This window comes from Cellulosimicrobium sp. ES-005 (assembly GCF_040448685.1).
GTDB classification, from domain to species: Bacteria; Actinomycetota; Actinomycetes; order Actinomycetales; family Cellulomonadaceae; genus Cellulosimicrobium; species Cellulosimicrobium cellulans_G.
Genome location: NZ_CP159290.1, coordinates 3,514,027 through 3,528,258, shown reverse-complemented (window position 1 = coordinate 3,528,258; position 14,232 = coordinate 3,514,027). Strand labels below are relative to the sequence as shown.

Annotated in this window: 12 protein-coding genes and 1 tRNA gene; 4 read left to right on the top strand and 9 right to left on the bottom strand. The window is 75.8% G+C overall.

Annotated features, from left to right (window positions below):
• The first annotated feature begins 82 nt into the window (after window positions 1-82).
• Window positions 83-1,621, top strand: a complete 1,539-nt coding sequence (locus ABRQ22_RS15775; protein WP_353707408.1) for a HAMP domain-containing sensor histidine kinase — start codon at window positions 83-85, stop codon at window positions 1,619-1,621.
• 15 nt (window positions 1,622-1,636) lie between these two features.
• On the opposite strand, the gene ABRQ22_RS15770 is transcribed toward ABRQ22_RS15775, so the two are convergent.
• The 5 genes from ABRQ22_RS15770 to ABRQ22_RS15750 are packed head-to-tail and all read right to left on the bottom strand — an operon-like array spanning window position 1,637 to window position 7,807.
• Window positions 1,637-3,613, bottom strand: coding sequence for a biotin/lipoyl-binding protein (locus ABRQ22_RS15770; protein ID WP_353707407.1), 1,977 nt, complete (start codon window positions 3,611-3,613; stop codon window positions 1,637-1,639).
• Window positions 3,606-4,553, bottom strand: a complete 948-nt coding sequence (locus ABRQ22_RS15765; protein ID WP_353707406.1) for a hypothetical protein — start codon at window positions 4,551-4,553, stop codon at window positions 3,606-3,608. The genes ABRQ22_RS15770 and ABRQ22_RS15765 overlap by 8 nt, the downstream gene beginning before the upstream one ends.
• 49 nt (window positions 4,554-4,602) lie before the next feature.
• Window positions 4,603-5,820, bottom strand: coding sequence for an ABC transporter permease (locus ABRQ22_RS15760; protein ID WP_353707405.1), 1,218 nt, complete (start codon window positions 5,818-5,820; stop codon window positions 4,603-4,605).
• Window positions 5,817-6,563: an ABC transporter ATP-binding protein gene (locus tag ABRQ22_RS15755; RefSeq protein WP_353707404.1), complete on the bottom strand. Its 747-nt coding sequence runs from the start codon at window positions 6,561-6,563 to the stop codon at window positions 5,817-5,819. Before ABRQ22_RS15755 ends, ABRQ22_RS15760 begins: the two co-directional genes overlap by 4 nt.
• A complete protein-coding gene (locus ABRQ22_RS15750; RefSeq protein ID WP_353707403.1) occupies window positions 6,560-7,807 on the bottom strand; it encodes a biotin/lipoyl-binding protein in 1,248 nt (415 codons plus the stop codon). Before ABRQ22_RS15750 ends, ABRQ22_RS15755 begins: the two co-directional genes overlap by 4 nt.
• A gap of 456 nt (window positions 7,808-8,263) precedes the next feature.
• Between ABRQ22_RS15750 and ABRQ22_RS15745 the strand changes: the two genes are divergently transcribed.
• Window positions 8,264-8,977, top strand: coding sequence for an anaerobic ribonucleoside-triphosphate reductase activating protein (locus ABRQ22_RS15745; RefSeq protein WP_253052356.1), 714 nt, complete (start codon window positions 8,264-8,266; stop codon window positions 8,975-8,977).
• A 91-nt stretch (window positions 8,978-9,068) separates the two neighbouring features.
• On the opposite strand, the gene ABRQ22_RS15740 is transcribed toward ABRQ22_RS15745, so the two are convergent.
• From ABRQ22_RS15740 to ABRQ22_RS15725, 4 genes are all read right to left on the bottom strand, one after another.
• Window positions 9,069-9,692: a GyrI-like domain-containing protein gene (locus ABRQ22_RS15740; RefSeq protein ID WP_353707402.1), complete on the bottom strand. Its 624-nt coding sequence runs from the start codon at window positions 9,690-9,692 to the stop codon at window positions 9,069-9,071.
• A gap of 89 nt (window positions 9,693-9,781) precedes the next feature.
• Window positions 9,782-10,807: an alpha/beta fold hydrolase gene (locus tag ABRQ22_RS15735; protein WP_353707401.1), complete on the bottom strand. Its 1,026-nt coding sequence runs from the start codon at window positions 10,805-10,807 to the stop codon at window positions 9,782-9,784.
• Between the two features lie 37 nt (window positions 10,808-10,844).
• Window positions 10,845-11,453, bottom strand: coding sequence for a TetR/AcrR family transcriptional regulator (locus tag ABRQ22_RS15730; RefSeq protein ID WP_353707400.1), 609 nt, complete (start codon window positions 11,451-11,453; stop codon window positions 10,845-10,847).
• A gap of 122 nt (window positions 11,454-11,575) precedes the next feature.
• A tRNA-Arg gene (locus ABRQ22_RS15725) sits at window positions 11,576-11,648 on the bottom strand.
• A 231-nt stretch (window positions 11,649-11,879) separates the two neighbouring features.
• Between ABRQ22_RS15725 and ABRQ22_RS15720 the strand changes: the two genes are divergently transcribed.
• Window positions 11,880-12,791 (top strand): ATP-binding cassette domain-containing protein, encoded by a 912-nt coding sequence (locus ABRQ22_RS15720; RefSeq protein WP_353707399.1) that lies wholly within the window; start codon window positions 11,880-11,882, stop codon window positions 12,789-12,791.
• Window positions 12,788-14,158, top strand: coding sequence for a hypothetical protein (locus ABRQ22_RS15715; RefSeq protein WP_353707398.1), 1,371 nt, complete (start codon window positions 12,788-12,790; stop codon window positions 14,156-14,158). Before ABRQ22_RS15720 ends, ABRQ22_RS15715 begins: the two co-directional genes overlap by 4 nt.
• Window positions 14,159-14,232 lie beyond the last annotated feature (74 nt).

The window sequence follows — 14,232 nt, the reverse complement described above, 5'->3', positions numbered from 1 at the left end:
CGGGACGGCCCCGGCGCAGGGGACCGGGACACCGGGCCCGGCCCGCCGACGTCCCACCGCGCTGCGGCGACGGCTCGTCCTCGTGGTCGCCGGTGTCGTCCTCGTCGTGACCGTCGGGCTCGCCGCCGCCTCGACCGCGGCGCTGCGCACCCAGCTCGTCACCCAGGTCGACCACGAGCTCGAGCAGGCGAGTCAGCGGCTCGCGCAGGGGCCCGGGGTCCTGCCGCCGGGCAGGCAGCTCCCTGACGACGCGACGGGCACCCCGGCCCCGTCGCCCAGCAGCCTTCCCGACGGCGACGACCCGGCACGCCTGCCTGCCGGCATCGGTCCGGGGAGCGCGCTCGTGCGGTACGCCGACGGCCAGATCGTGCTCGCGGAGTACGTCTCGTCGACGCTCGAGCGCGTCACGCTCGACGAGGCCCAGATCGCCACGCTCGAGGCCGTCCCGGCCGACGGCAGGGCGCACGACGTCGACCTGCCGGACCTCGGGTCGTTCCGTGCCGTGCACCGGACGACGGACGACGACCAGCCCGTCGTCGTCGCCTCGAGCACGACGACCGTCGACGCGACGGTCGAGGACTACGTCTCCGTCCAGGTCGCGCTCGGCGCCGCGGGCCTGCTCGCCGCCGTGCTCCTGGGCACGTGGCTCGTGCGGCGCTCGCTCCGGCCGCTCGACGACGTCGCCGCCGCAGCGAGCCGCGTCTCCGAGCTGGAGCTCGCGCAGGGCGAGATCGACGCGATCCCGCGCGTCCCGGTCGACCTCACCGACGAGCGCACCGAGGTCGGGCAGGTGGGCGCCGCGCTGAACCGCATGCTGGAGAACGTCGAGACCTCGCTCCAGGCGCGCCACGACTCCGAGACCCAGGTGCGGCGGTTCGTCGCCGACGCGAGCCACGAGCTGCGCACCCCGCTCGCCTCCATCCGCGGGTACGCCGAGCTCGTGCGCCGCTCCCCCGACGACGTCCCGCCCGCCACCGCGCGCTCGCTCGACCGCATCGAGTCCGAGGCCGTCCGCATGACGGGGCTCGTCGAGGACCTCCTGCTCCTCGCGCGGCTCGACGCCGGCCGCCCGCTCGACCGCGCGCCCGTCGACCTCGCCGGCCTCGCCGTGGACGCCGTCATGGACGCCCACGCCGCCGGGCCCGACCACGACTGGGACCTCGACCTGCCCGGCACCGGCGACCTGGACGTCGACCTCGCCACGGACCTGCCCGACGCGCGCGGCGAGGACACCGACGAGGACGTCGACCTCGAGGTCCTGGGCGACGAGGCGAGCCTGCGCCAGGTGCTCGCGAACCTCCTCGCCAACGCGCGCACGCACACCCCGCCCGGCACTCACGTCGCGGTACGGCTGACGACCGACGGCGAGGACGTCGTGCTCACCGTCGCCGACGACGGCCCCGGCGTCCCGCCGACCCTGCGCCCGACGCTCTTCCGGCGCTTCACGCGCGGCGACGACGCCCGCAACCGCACCGGCGGCTCCACCGGCCTGGGCCTCGCCATCGCCGACGCGATCGTCACCGCGCACGGCGGCACGATCACCGTGACGTCGGCGACCGTGGACGAACCCGACCCCACCGGCACGACCTTCACCGTCCGCCTGCCTCGCGGGTCCGGATGACCTGGATCGACGTCCTCATCCGCCGGTGCGGGAGAAGCCACCCTCAGGGAAGCCCCCCTCGGGGAAGCCTCCCTGGGGGAAGCCTCCCTGGGGGAAGCCGCTCTGCCCCTCGGACCCGCCCAGGCCGGCGAGCCCGCTCGACTCCTCGTCGTCGGGCACGAGCTCTCGGGCCAGGTCGGCCAGCACGACCTCGTCGCCGGCGGCGAGGCCCTCGGTGACCTCGGTGACCTCCGGCCCGACGGCGCCCGTCGTCACCGTCACGGTGCGCACGCCGTCGCCGTCGAGCACCCGGACCGTGCGCGCCGGCCCGTCCGCGGCCACGGCGGACGTCGGGACGACGAGGACGTCGCTCACCTCGGCGACCGCGATCGTCGCGGACGCGGACGCACCCTCGGGCAGCTCGCCGTCGACCGCGTCGAGCGCGACGGCCGCGGCGTACGACGGGGTCGAGGTCTGCGAGTCGTCGAGGATCCCGATGCTGCTCACGGTGCCCGTGTACGCACCGCCCGTGGCGGGAACGGTCGCGGTGACGGCCTGGCCGACCTCGACCGCACCCACCTCGGCGAGGTCGAGGGTCGTCGTGAGCACGTAGCCGCCGTCGCCGAGGACGGTCACGGCCGTGTCGCTCGTGCCGACCGACGCGCCCGGGGTCACGTCCACCTGTGCCACGGTCCCGGAGATCGGCGCGGTGAGGGTGCCCGCCGCCGCGGCCGCCGCGGCGATGTCGAGCTGCCGCTCGGCCACGCTGACGGCCGCGCGGTCGGCGAGGATGCGCTCCGCGGTCACGGTGCCCGACGACGTCCCGTCGCCCCTGGTCGTCACGGATCCGCCCGACGGCGCGCCGCCCGCGGCCGACCCGACGGCCCCGGTACCGCCGCCCGAGAGATCCGGGGTCGCACCCGCGCCCCCGCCCGAGGGGGCGGATCCGCCCGCGGGGGACGAACCGTCGGCGCCCGTCCCCGCCCCCGTGCCGGCCCCGGCATCAGGTGCCCCACCGGCGCTGCCGGAGCCGCTCCCCGGACCGGAGGCGTCGAGGAGCGCCGCCACCGCGGCGTCCAGCTCGGCGGACCTCTCGCCGAGCGTGGTCACGGCGTCGTCGAGGTTCGCCACGAGGTCCCGCAGGGCCGTCTGCGCCGCTCCGGTCGTCTGCTGGGCGCTGTCCGTCGCGGCGAGGGCCTCCTGCGCGGAGACGATCGCGGCGACGCACGCGGTCAGCTCGTCCTCGGTCACGGCGGCGTCGGCGGTTCCGGCCAAGAGGACCGCGGCGCACGGGCCCTGGTCGCCGGTCGCGGAGGCGACCGCGTCGCCCGAGGTGCCCAGCGCCGCGGTGCCGGCGAGCAGGGCGTCCGCGACGGACTCGTACCCCGCGAGGAGCGCCTCCTGCGCCGTCTGCACGGCCGTCCGTGCGTCGGCCAGCGCGTCGAGCGCGGTGGTGACCGCCTGCTCGGCCTCGCTCGACCCGCCGGCGGCCGTGAGCGTCACGGCGCGCGTGCCCGCACCCGTCGTGCTGACGAGGAGCACGGACCCGCCCGCGGAGGTACCGGCCCCGGCCGCGCCCGTCCCGGAGGCGGACGTCACGCTCGCCGTCGAGCCCGAGCCGGACGACTGGGCGTCGAGGTCGTCGGCGAGGGTCTGCTGCGCCTCGGCAAGGGTCTCGTTCGCGTCGTCGACGGCGTCCTGCAGCGCGTCGGCGTCGAGCGTGGCGAGGACGTCACCCGCCTCGACGCGGTCGCCGGCGGCGACGTCGACGGTCGCGACGGTGCCCGACGCGCCGAACGTCACGTCGGCGCGGCTCGCGGACGCCACGGTGGCGCTGACCGACACCTGCTGCGCGACGTCACCGGTGGCGACCGTCGCCGTGCGGTACTGCGCGGCAGCAGGCCGCAGGGCGACGGCGGCGCCCCCCGCGCCCAGCACGGCGACCGCGACGCCCGCGGCGACCCACCGGTGGCGCCGCGACCGGCGGCGACGACGAACGACCGCGTCACGCATCGCGACCGTCCTCGTCCTGGCCACCGCGCACGCCGGGGAACCCGCCCCGGCCGCCGGGGAACCCGCTCGTGCACCCGTCGTCGCCGGGAGCGGAGACGCTCAGGCTCGTCGCGGCGAACGCGCTGCCGTCCTCGCTCTCGCCCTGGGCGGTGACGCACTGCCCGACGACGACGTCGTCGCCCGTGCCCGCGCGCTGGACCGTGTAGGTGGTCGCGTCGTCGACCGAGACGCTCTCCTCGGAGGTCTCCCCCTCGGGCGAGGTCGTGCGCACCGTGATCGTGGAGCCGTCGACCGCCGTCACGAGGCCCGTCGTCAGACCGCCGAAGCCTCCACCCGGCCCGCCCTCGCGGTCCGGCGCGCCCGACGGCATGTCGGTCGGTGCGCCCTCGGGCATCTCGGGCAGGTCGGACGGCATGTCCGTCGGCGCGCCCTGAGGTCGCTCACCGCCGCCGGGGAACCCGCCACCGCCGAACCCTCCGAAGCCGCCGGTGCACGCGCCGTCCACCGGCTCGCTCACGGCGACGCTCGTGGCCGCGTCTCCCGCCGAGTCCTCGGTCTCGTCCCGCGGCAGGGAGCCGGTCACCGCCAGGACGCACGACCCGACGGTCACGTCGGTGAGCGCGCCGTCCACCGTGACGCTGATCGTGGTGTCGTCGGACCAGACGACGGCGGTCTGCGACTCGTCGTCCTGGACCTGCGCGGTCGTCCCGTCGACGGCGGCGATCTCGCCCGAGACGCCGGGGGCACGGCCGCCGCGGCCCTGGGACGCGCCCTCGGGCGCCGCGCCCTGGTCGCCCGCGGCGTCCGACGGTGAGCCGTCGGGGGTCGCGGCGTCCGAGGCGGAGCACGCCGTGAGGGCGAGCGCGAGGCCGAGGGCGCCGAGCGCGACGAGGGCGCCGCGAGGCCGGCCGGTGCGGGGGCGCGTGGTGCGCGAGGTCATGGAGCTCTCCAGGTGTGCGTGTCGAGGATCGGGAGGGAGCAGGGCGGGGTCACTCGCTGCGCAGCGCGTCGATCGGGGCGAGGCGCGCGGCACGGACGGCGGGATACACGCCGAACACGAGCCCGATGGCCAGGGCCACGGCGATCGAGCCGCCGACGGCGAGCGGCGAGACCACGATCGAGGAGCCCAGCGCGGCCGGGAGGGCGAGCGCCGCGACGACGCCGAGCAGCGCGCCGACGAGTCCACCGGTGACACCGAGGATCGACGCCTCCGTGAGGAACTGACGTCGGATCGCGCCGGGCGGCGCACCCAGCGCCTTGCGCAGGCCGATCTCGCGCGTCCGCTCGGACACGGACACGAGCATGATGTTCATGACGCCGATGCCTCCGACGAGCAGCGACAGGCCGGCCACCCCGGCCAGCAGGACCGTGAGCGTGCGGTACACCGACGTCGCGGTGGACACGAGCGAGTCCTGGGAGTCGATGGTGAAGTCGGCCGCGTCCGCGCTCGACGCGCCGTGCAGCGCGAGGAGCAGCGACTGCGCCTCCTGGTAGGCGGCGGAGATCGCGTCGGTGTCGGTCGCCTTGAGGTAGATCGTGCTGACCGACGTGTTCGTGCCGCCCGTGATCGCCGACGTCATCGCGGTCATGGACACGACGGCGACGTCGTCCAGGTTCGCCGACGCGCTCGACCCGGCGGCCTCGAGGACGCCCACGACGTCGAACGTCGTCCCGGCGATGCTCACGGTGCGGCCGACGACGTCGGTCGTGCCGAACAGCTCGCTCGCGGTCTCGGGGCCGAGCACGACCTCGTCGGTCGAGGCGACGTCGACGAACGCGCCGACCGCGACCTCGCGCGAGCGCACCTCGAGCCAGTCGTCGGTGACGCCCGTGACGGTCGTCGTCCAGTTGGCGTCGCCTGCCTCGATCGACTGCGACGACTCCTTCTCCGCGGCCACCGCCGCGACGTCGGGCACCGCGACGTCCGAGGCGAGAGCCTCGGCGTCGGCCACGGTCAGCGTCGACGCGGAGCCGAACCCGCCGCGGATCCCCGAGGAGTCGGTGGAGGACCCGGGGGTGACGATGAGCAGGTTCGACCCGAGCGAGCTGATGTCCTCGGAGACGTCCTTCTGCGTCCCCAGACCCAGCCCGACCGTGAGGATGACGGCGGCGATGCCGATGAGGATGCCGAGCACCGTGAGCAGCGAGCGCATCGTGTGCGCGCGGATCGCGTGCCACGCCGTGGCGGCGGTCTCGGTCCAGCTCATGACGCCACCACCCGCTCGTCCGACGTGACGAGGCCGTCGAGCACGCGCACGACCCGCCGGGACCGCTGCGCGACCTCGTGCTCGTGCGTGATGAGGACGATCGTGCGGCCCTGCGCGTGCAGCGCGTCGAGCAGGTCGAGCACGTCGGCGGTCGAACGGGAGTCGAGGTTGCCGGTCGGCTCGTCCGCGAGGACGAGCGCCGGCTCGCCGACGAGCGCCCGCGCGACGGCGACGCGCTGCTGCTGGCCGCCCGAGAGCTGGCCGGGCCGGTGCGTGGTGCGGTCGGCGAGGCCGACGCGGGCGAGCGCCTCCGCGGCCCGCTCGCGGCGCTCCGCCGACGCCACGCCCCGGTACACGAGCGGGAGCTCGACGTTGCGCAGCGCGGAGAGCGACGGCAGCAGGTTGAACTGCTGGAACACGAAGCCGATCTGCTCGTTGCGCACGCTCGCCAGGTCGGTCTCGTCCAGGTCGTCGACGTCGTCGCCCGCGAGCCGGTACGTGCCCGAGGTGAGCGTGTCGAGGCAGCCGAGCACGTTCATGAGCGTCGACTTGCCCGAGCCCGACGGCCCGACGATCGCGACGTACTCGCCGCGCTCGATCCGGAGGTCGACGCCGCGCAGCGCCTCGAACTCGAGGTCGCCCGTGCGGTAGGTCTTGCGCGCGCCGTACAGGTCGATGACCGGCGAGGAGCCCGGCTCGGCCGGGGGACCCGCGAGACCGACCTCGCTCGTCGCGGCGGTCACGAGTTCCCCCCGCGGCCGGGGAAGCCGCCGGCGGGCAGCTGCGAGGGATCGAAGCCCTCGGGGAACCCGCCCTGGCCGCGCCCGGGCATCTGGGACGGGTCGAAGCCCTCCTCCCCGCCCTGGCCGCGTCCGGCGCCCGGGGTGAACGCGGTGTACTGCACGGTGTCCCCCTCCGACAGGCCGGACACGATCTCGATCATCTGGCCCGACGACTCACCGGTCTCGACGACCTGCTCCGAGGTCGACCCGTCCCCGTCCACGAGCGTCACGACCGAGGCCCCGTCGTCGTTCGTCGAGACGGCGGCGGCCGGCACGGAGAGCACGTCGGTGCGGCGCTCGGTGACGATCGAGACGTCGACGCTCACGCCGTCGTGCAGGCCCTCGGGACTGCCGGTGACCGCGACCGTCACGGGGTACGCGACCGCGCCCTGCGTCGTGGAGGGCAGGCGCCCGATCTCGCTCACGGTGCCGAACACCGTCTCGGCGAGGTCGTCCGACGTCATCTCGACCTGATCTCCCGTCTCGATCGTCGCGACGTCGGACTCCCCGACGCTCACCTCGACCGTCCACGCGTCGGTCCCGACGATGGTGAACGCCGCGGTGTCGGACGAGCCGGACGACGAGGTGCTGGTCGACCCGCCGCTCGACGTGCCGGGCATCGCTCCGGCACCACCCTGGTCGGCCGCGCCGGTCGACCCGGACGAGCCCGTGCTCGACGACGTGCCCACCGTGTCCCCCACCGCGACGCCGACCGACGTCACCAGACCACCCACCGAGGCGGTGAGCGTCGCGTCGGACATCGCCGCCGCGGCCTCGTCGTACGCCTGCTGCGCGACCGCGACGGCGGACTCGCGCGCCTCGACGGCTGCCTCCGCCGCGTCGCTGCCGTCGTCGGACTCCCGCGCGTCCGCGAGGTCGGCCTGCGCCTGCGCGAGGTCCGCGTTCGCCCGCGCGAGCGCGGCGTCGAGCTGCAGGGTGTCGATCGTCGCGAGCGTCTGCCCCGCCTCGACCGTGTCGCCCGCGGCGACCTCGACCGACTGCACGGTGCCCGACGCCGCGAACGACACGTCCTCCCGCACGCTCGGCGTGAGCGTCCCCGTCGTCGTCACGGTCCGCTCGAACGTCGCCGTGCTCGCCTGCGCGGTGGTCGGCTGCAGGGCTCCCGCCTCCTGGGCCGACGACGCGCGCGGCCGCAGGACCGTCAGGTAGACGACCAGCGCGGCGACCACGAGGACGGCGATCACCCCGACCACGACCGCCCGCCGGCGGGGCCGAGGCCCGCGCAGCCGCCGCGTCAGCCGGCCACGACGGGTGCCCCGGTCGTCGCTGGTCCCCGGCGCCTCGTCCGGCTCCGGTGGATCGGCGGGCCTCGTCCCCGACTCCGTGGTGGGCACGGACGACCGCGAGCGTTGCAGCAGCACCCTCGACTCCCAGGATCGATGCCACCCCGACGGGTGGCGGATGACCAGGACGCTAGGGAGCGCGACTGGGACGGGAGTAGCGCGCGGCTATGTCCTCCCTGTGAACCCGCCCGCGGCGGCGGGGCGACGACCGGGGACGCCGTCGTGCGCCGCGCAGGTCGGGACCTTCGGCCGGTCCGGCGCACCGGGCGGCGGCGCTACGTTCGAGGTCCTGGCAGCGCGGCGGGCGACCCCGACCCGTCGGACTGCCCGGCCGTCGTGCGTCGGAAGGAGCCGCCGATGACCCGCCCCGGCCTCGTGGTCGCCGGACTGAACCGATTGTCGGTCACGGACTGGCCCGGGCGGAGGGTGGCGACGGTCCTCACCCAGGGCTGCCCGTGGCACTGCGGGTACTGCCACCACCCGGGACTGTGCGCGGTCGCCGCCCACGGCGCACCGCCGCCCGGGGACACGGTCCCGTGGTCGGAGGTCGTCGCGTTCCTCGCCCCGCGCCGTCGGCTGCTCGACGGCGTCGTCTTCTCGGGCGGCGAGCCGACGCTCCACCCCGGCCTGCTCGGCGCGATCGACGACGTGCGCGGCCTCGGCCTCGACGTCGGGCTGCACACCGCCGGCCCCTGGCCGGCCCGGCTCGCGCGGCTCCTGCCGTTCGTGGACTGGGTCGGGCTCGACATCAAGCACCTGCCCTCGCGCTACCCGGTCGTCACGGGGACGATCCCGTCCGGGCGCCGCGCGTTCGAGGCGCTGACCGTGCTGCTGCGCTCCGGCGTCGACCACGAGGTGCGCACCACGGTCGACCCGAGCGTGCACTCGCGCACCGAGCTCCTCGCGCTCGGCACGCACCTGCGCCGCCTCGGGGTGCGCGAGTGGGTGCTCCAGGAAGCCGCGCCGGACGGCGCGTCCGCCGCGTGGACCCGCGCGCTCGCGGGCCGCCGGCTCGCCGACGTGCTCGACGAGACGGACCTCGCCTGGGCACGACGCCGGTCGGCCGCCTGACCGCGGGTGGTCGCTGCCCTGGTAGCGCGAGGCAGAGCCCTGGTAGCGCGAGGTAGAGGCCCGGTAGCGCGAGGTAGAGGCCTGGTCGTCGTCAGACCGGGCGGACGGGTTGGCGCAGCACCGTGCGGAGCCTCGCCGGGTCCGTGCGTCGCACGTCGCTCAGGTAGATCTCGTGGTGCGGACCGGCGAACGTGAGGCCGTGCTCGGGCAGGTAGACGTCGTGCAGCTCCGCGAGCACCGGGCCCTCGTCGTCGTACGTCCCGACGTGCAGGGTCTGCACGGACCGGCCCTCGGTCAGGCTCGTGCGCCGCACGAGGTCGAGCGCGGCCGGTGCGTCCTTCGTCGCGCGGACCGACTCCGTGGCCGCGACGACGAGGTCCTCGTCGACCCAGTCCGGCTGGAGCACCAGCAGCGTCCAGCGCCACGCGCCCTTCTCCCGCCGCACGAACGTGCCCGGGTCGTCGGCCGTCCACAGGCCCTCCAGCGGACCGACGACGTAGTCGCGGCCCTCCCGCTTGCTCGCGAACTTCACGGCGTACGCGAGGGAGAAGAGCGCCTCGACCGCCTCGCCGTAGGCGGGCGACGTGTTCGGGTCGCCCTCGCCGTCGACCGCGAGGTAGGCGAGCGTCGGGACGTCCACCTCGACGAACCTCCCGCGCGGCGGGGCGTACAGCTCGCGGTGCAGCGCCTTGAGGTCCACCTTGTCCGAGGGCATGGCCCGACGCTACCCGCCGCCCCCGACGCCGGCCTGCCCGTGCCGTCGTGCGGGCCACGGGCACCCGGCCCCGGCCTGACGCGACGGGCTCAGGCTCCGCGGCGCGCGAGGTCGGGCTCGACGGGCATGTCGGGGCGCAGCGGCGTCACGTAGCCGACGACGGCCCGCACGACCTCGGGGTCGCGCAGCAGCCGGTGGTGCCCGAGCCCGTCCGTCGTGAGGAGCTCGCCCTCGGGCCACGCCGCGGCGAGCGCCGCCCCGACGGGGTACGGGACCTCCTTGTCCGCGCGGTCGTGCACGACGAGCGCGGGCGGGACCGGGTGGGTGCGCAGGGTCTCACGCACGTCCAGCTCGGCCAGCGGACGGCCCGCGACGTCGGAGAGCAGGCCCCGGAGCAGCTCGCGGGTCCGGCGCGAGAGCCGGAGCACGTCCGCGAACCCGTCGAGCTCGCCCAGCACGTCGGCGATCGCCGCGACGAGCACCAGCCGACCCGCGGACAGCCCGTCGCGGACCGCGAGGACGGTCGTCGCGGTGCCCAGCGAGTGCGAGACGACCGCTGCGGGCTCGCCGTGGGACCGGACCACCGTCGCGAGCGCGTCCGCGAGCTCGGGCATGGTGCTGCGCCGCTGGCCGAGGCTGCCGGGACCGGAGTCGCCGTGGCTCGGCGCGTCGAACGCGACGACGCGGTAGCCGGCTGCACGGAGCGGCTCGACGAACGCGCCGAGCTGGCCGCGCCACCCGCCCCACCCGTGGGCCAGGTAGACGACGCCGACCTCGGCGGACGCACGGGTGCCCGCCGGGTCGCCGTCCGGGCTCGTCGACCCCTCGCCGCCGGTCGCGGCCCACGTCTCGACGACGACCCGCGACCCGGCGGCCGTGGTCACCGTGGTGAGCGTGCCGGGGGCCGTGCGGTCGTCGCGGCGCCGCCCCGCGCCGTCGGGCGGGGTGCACCAGAGGTCGAGCGCGAGACGCGCGGCCCGGCGCGGGGAGACCGCCTGGAGGACGGCGAGGCGCGCGCGGACGACCGCGAGCCGCAGGGCGGCCTTGCGCCGTCGCGCGGCGCGTCGCCGGTCGGCACGAACGGTCGTGCTTTTCTTCGAGCCTGGGACGCCCACGGCGGTTCCTCTCGGTCGGCGGTGCAGACGGCGGGGGTCAGCGGACGGGGAGCGGCGCGGTCGTGCGCGCCGCGTCGAGCAGCGCCTCGAACGCGCGCCGGGCGCGCTCCTCGGCGAGCGGGTCGGCCATGAGGACGTGCGCGTGGTTCACCCCGAGCATGACGCCGTAGAGGTCCGAGGCGAACTGCTCCGGGTCCGCGTCGGCGCGGAACCCGCCCTCCGCGACGCACGTGCGGAAGACCTGCGCGACGGCGTCGCACAGGTCGCGGTGGTCGCGCACGAGCTGGTCCCGGACGGGACCCTGCTGCGCGGAGAGCTCGGTCGCCGCCTTGACGAACAGGCAACCGCCGGGGTCCTGGCGCAGGTCGCACGCGAGCCACCCCTCGAACAGCGCCCGCATCCGCGGCTCGCCGCGGGGGGTGCGCAGCGCGGGGGCCACCACCGTGTCGATGAACTCGGTGCGCGCCTGGCCGAGGACGGCGAGCTGGAGCGACTCCTTGGAACGGAAGTGCGCGTACAGGCCGGACTTCGACATGCCCGTGGCCGACGCGAGCTCGCCGATGGTGAGGCCGGTCAGCCCGACGCGGTACGCGGCCTCCACGCCACGGTGCAGGATCACCTGCCGCGTCTCGTCGCCCTTGGTCATCCGGTGAACGTAGCACGATCGTGCGGAAAGGGGGAGGGCCCGCTCGGCGCGGGACGGAGCGACGCCCACGCTCAGAACGACGAACGGCCCCACCCGTGCGGGTGAGGCCGTTCGTCATGAGGTGCGCCCGAAGGGATTCGAACCCCCAACCTTCTGATCCGTAGTCAGATGCTCTATCCGTTGAGCTACGGGCGCCGGTCCTGCCTGACCGCTGATCGCTCACCGGCCGTCGAGAACACTACCGTGTCCCCGCCCCGAACCCAAACCGATCCGTCCCCGGACGGGTGCGAGGTGACGGACGCCACGCCGTCCGACCCTCGCCGCACGCGACGCGCCGGACGGTCCCCCCAGGGTCGGACCCGCACGCGACGACGTCCCGTCCTCAGCCCGACGCGGCGGCACCCGTCGCCGTCGGACGATCGGTCCATGACGTTCACCGGCCCCTCCTCCGCCCCCGGCGGCTCGCCCCTCGTCGCGAGCGCGCTCACCAAGGTCTACGGCTCCGCCCAGACCGCGACGCACGCCCTCGCGGGCGTGAACCTCACGGTCCACCCGGGCGAGTCGCTCGCGATCATGGGCCCCTCGGGGTCCGGCAAGACGACGCTCCTGCACGTCCTCGCGGGCATCGTCACCCCGACCTCCGGCTCCGTGTCGTGGCGGGGCGAGGACGTCACGACGCTCTCCGAGGCCCGTCGCACCGTCCTGCGGCGCCAGGACTTCGGCTTCGTGTTCCAGTCGGGCCAGCTCCTGCCGGAGCTGCCCGCGGTCGAGAACGCCGCGCTGCCGCTCATGCTCGCGGGGACGGCGCGCACGGAGGCGACGGCCGTCGCCGCCCGCTGGCTCGCGCACCTCGGCCTCGCCGGGATGGAGCAGCGCCGCCCGGGCGAGCTGTCCGGCGGCCAGGCCCAGCGCGTCGCGATCGCCCGCGCGCTCGTCGGGTCGCCCGGCGTCGTGTTCGCCGACGAGCCGACCGGCGCGCTCGACCAGTCGACCGGTGCCGAGGTCCTCGACGTGCTCACGCGCGCCACCCGGGACTCCGGCGCCGCGCTCGTCGTCGTCACGCACGACGCGGGCGTCGCGCGGCACTGCTCCCGCACCGTGACGATGCGCGACGGGCGCATCTCCGGCGAGTTCTTCGCGCCCGGGGCCCAGCCCGCCCCGGGCGCGACGCAGCCCGCGGCGACCGCCGTCGTCGGGCAGCCCGCCCCACCCGCCCCGTACGACGCCGCCACGCGGGCCGCGATGGCCGCGCACCCGGCCGCGGGGCACGCACCCGGCGCGCCCGCGCCCGTGACACCGGCCGCTCCCGCCGCACCGAGCCAGGAGAGCGCCCGATGAGGACCGTCGACCTCTGGTGGCTCCTGCGCCGTCGCAGCGCCGACGAGCGCGACCCGCAGGGCCTGACGAACGTGCTCGCGATCATCGCCTTCGCGGTCACCACCGCGATCCTGCTCGTGGTCATGGGCGGCTTCCACGCCTTCCTCCTGCGCGCCGGCGGTCTCGAGGGCGTCCGCGAGGGCATGGAGGGCGTGACCCCCTACGACGCGCAGTACCCGTTCCTCGCGGGCATCGCGTCGCTCCTGCTGCTCATCCCGCTCGTGACCCTCGGCGCCGCCGCCGCGCGCCTCGCCGTCGCCCGCCGTGACGCCCGGCTCGCGGCGCTGCGCCTCGCGGGCGCCACGACCGGCCAGGTCACGACCCTCACCGCCCTCGACGCCGCCGCGCAGGCCGTGATCGGGGCGCTCGTGGGGCTGGTCGGCTACGGAGCGCTGCTGCCGCTCGTCGCCCAGCTCCGCTTCCAGGGCCGCACGTTCGACCTCGGCGAGCTGTGGGTCGGCGTCCCGGCGCTCCTCGGGGCGGTCGTGCTCGTGGTCGCCGTCGCGCTCGTGTCCGCCCTCGTCAGCCTGCGCCGCGTGGCGATCACGCCGCTGGGCGTCGCGGCCCGCGTGACGCCTCCGGGGCTCAAGGCCGTCCGGCTGCTGTCGATGGGCGTCGCGTTCGTCGCGCTGATCGTCGCGACGAACCTGTCCTTCGGGTCGGTGGCGGTCGTCCTCACCGTCCTGACGATCATCCTCCTGGTCGGCTTCGCGACCGTGAACGTCGTCGGGCCGTTCGTCATCTGGCTCGTCGGCAGGATGACGGCCGGCGGCGCCCGCCGCGTGCCGACGCTGCTCGCGGGGAGGCGGATCGTCGACAACCCGAAGACCGCGTGGCGCTCCGTCGGCGGGGTCGCCCTCGCGACGTTCATCGCCGGGCTGACGAGCATCTTCGCGCTCCTGGAGCCGGGCATGGGCGCGGACCCGGACGAGGTGCAGTACCTCACCGACATGAAGACCGGCGGGTTCCTCACCCTCGCCATCGCGGGCGTGCTCGCCGCCGTCTCGACCGGCGTGATGCAGGCCGGTCGCGTGATCGACCAGCGCAACGAGTACCGCACGCTCCTCCTGTCCGGGACGGACCTGCGCACGCTCGACCAGGCCCGGTTCCGCGAGACGCTCGTCCCGCTCGTCGTGAGCGTCGGCGTGGCGACGTTCGCCGCGCTGCTGTTCATGGTCCCCGTGATCGGGCTCAACGCGTTCGCGAACGTCGGGGTCGTCGTGCAGTTCCTGCTGTGCGTCGCCGCCGCGTCGGCCCTCGTGCTCGCCGGGGCCGGGGCGTCCCGGTTCGTGGTGCGGTCCGCGCTCGCGACGACGGGCAGCGCGTAGCCGCCGTCCCCCGTCAGCGCCCCCTGGTCCCCCGACCCGTGGGGCGCTGACGGCACTGCGTCGGGCACCAGAGG

Coding starts and splice junctions, on each gene's coding strand:
- ABRQ22_RS15765 (WP_353707406.1), bottom strand. CDS start 4,553: ATGACCTCGCGCACCACGCGCCCCCGCACCGGCCGGCCTCGCGGCGCC.
- ABRQ22_RS15770 (WP_353707407.1), bottom strand. CDS start 3,613: ATGCGTGACGCGGTCGTTCGTCGTCGCCGCCGGTCGCGGCGCCACCGG.
- ABRQ22_RS15760 (WP_353707405.1), bottom strand. CDS start 5,820: ATGAGCTGGACCGAGACCGCCGCCACGGCGTGGCACGCGATCCGCGCG.
- ABRQ22_RS15730 (WP_353707400.1), bottom strand. CDS start 11,453: ATGACCAAGGGCGACGAGACGCGGCAGGTGATCCTGCACCGTGGCGTG.
- ABRQ22_RS15745 (WP_253052356.1), top strand. CDS start 8,264: ATGACCCGCCCCGGCCTCGTGGTCGCCGGACTGAACCGATTGTCGGTC.
- ABRQ22_RS15740 (WP_353707402.1), bottom strand. CDS start 9,692: ATGCCCTCGGACAAGGTGGACCTCAAGGCGCTGCACCGCGAGCTGTAC.
- ABRQ22_RS15720 (WP_353707399.1), top strand. CDS start 11,880: ATGACGTTCACCGGCCCCTCCTCCGCCCCCGGCGGCTCGCCCCTCGTC.
- ABRQ22_RS15715 (WP_353707398.1), top strand. CDS start 12,788: ATGAGGACCGTCGACCTCTGGTGGCTCCTGCGCCGTCGCAGCGCCGAC.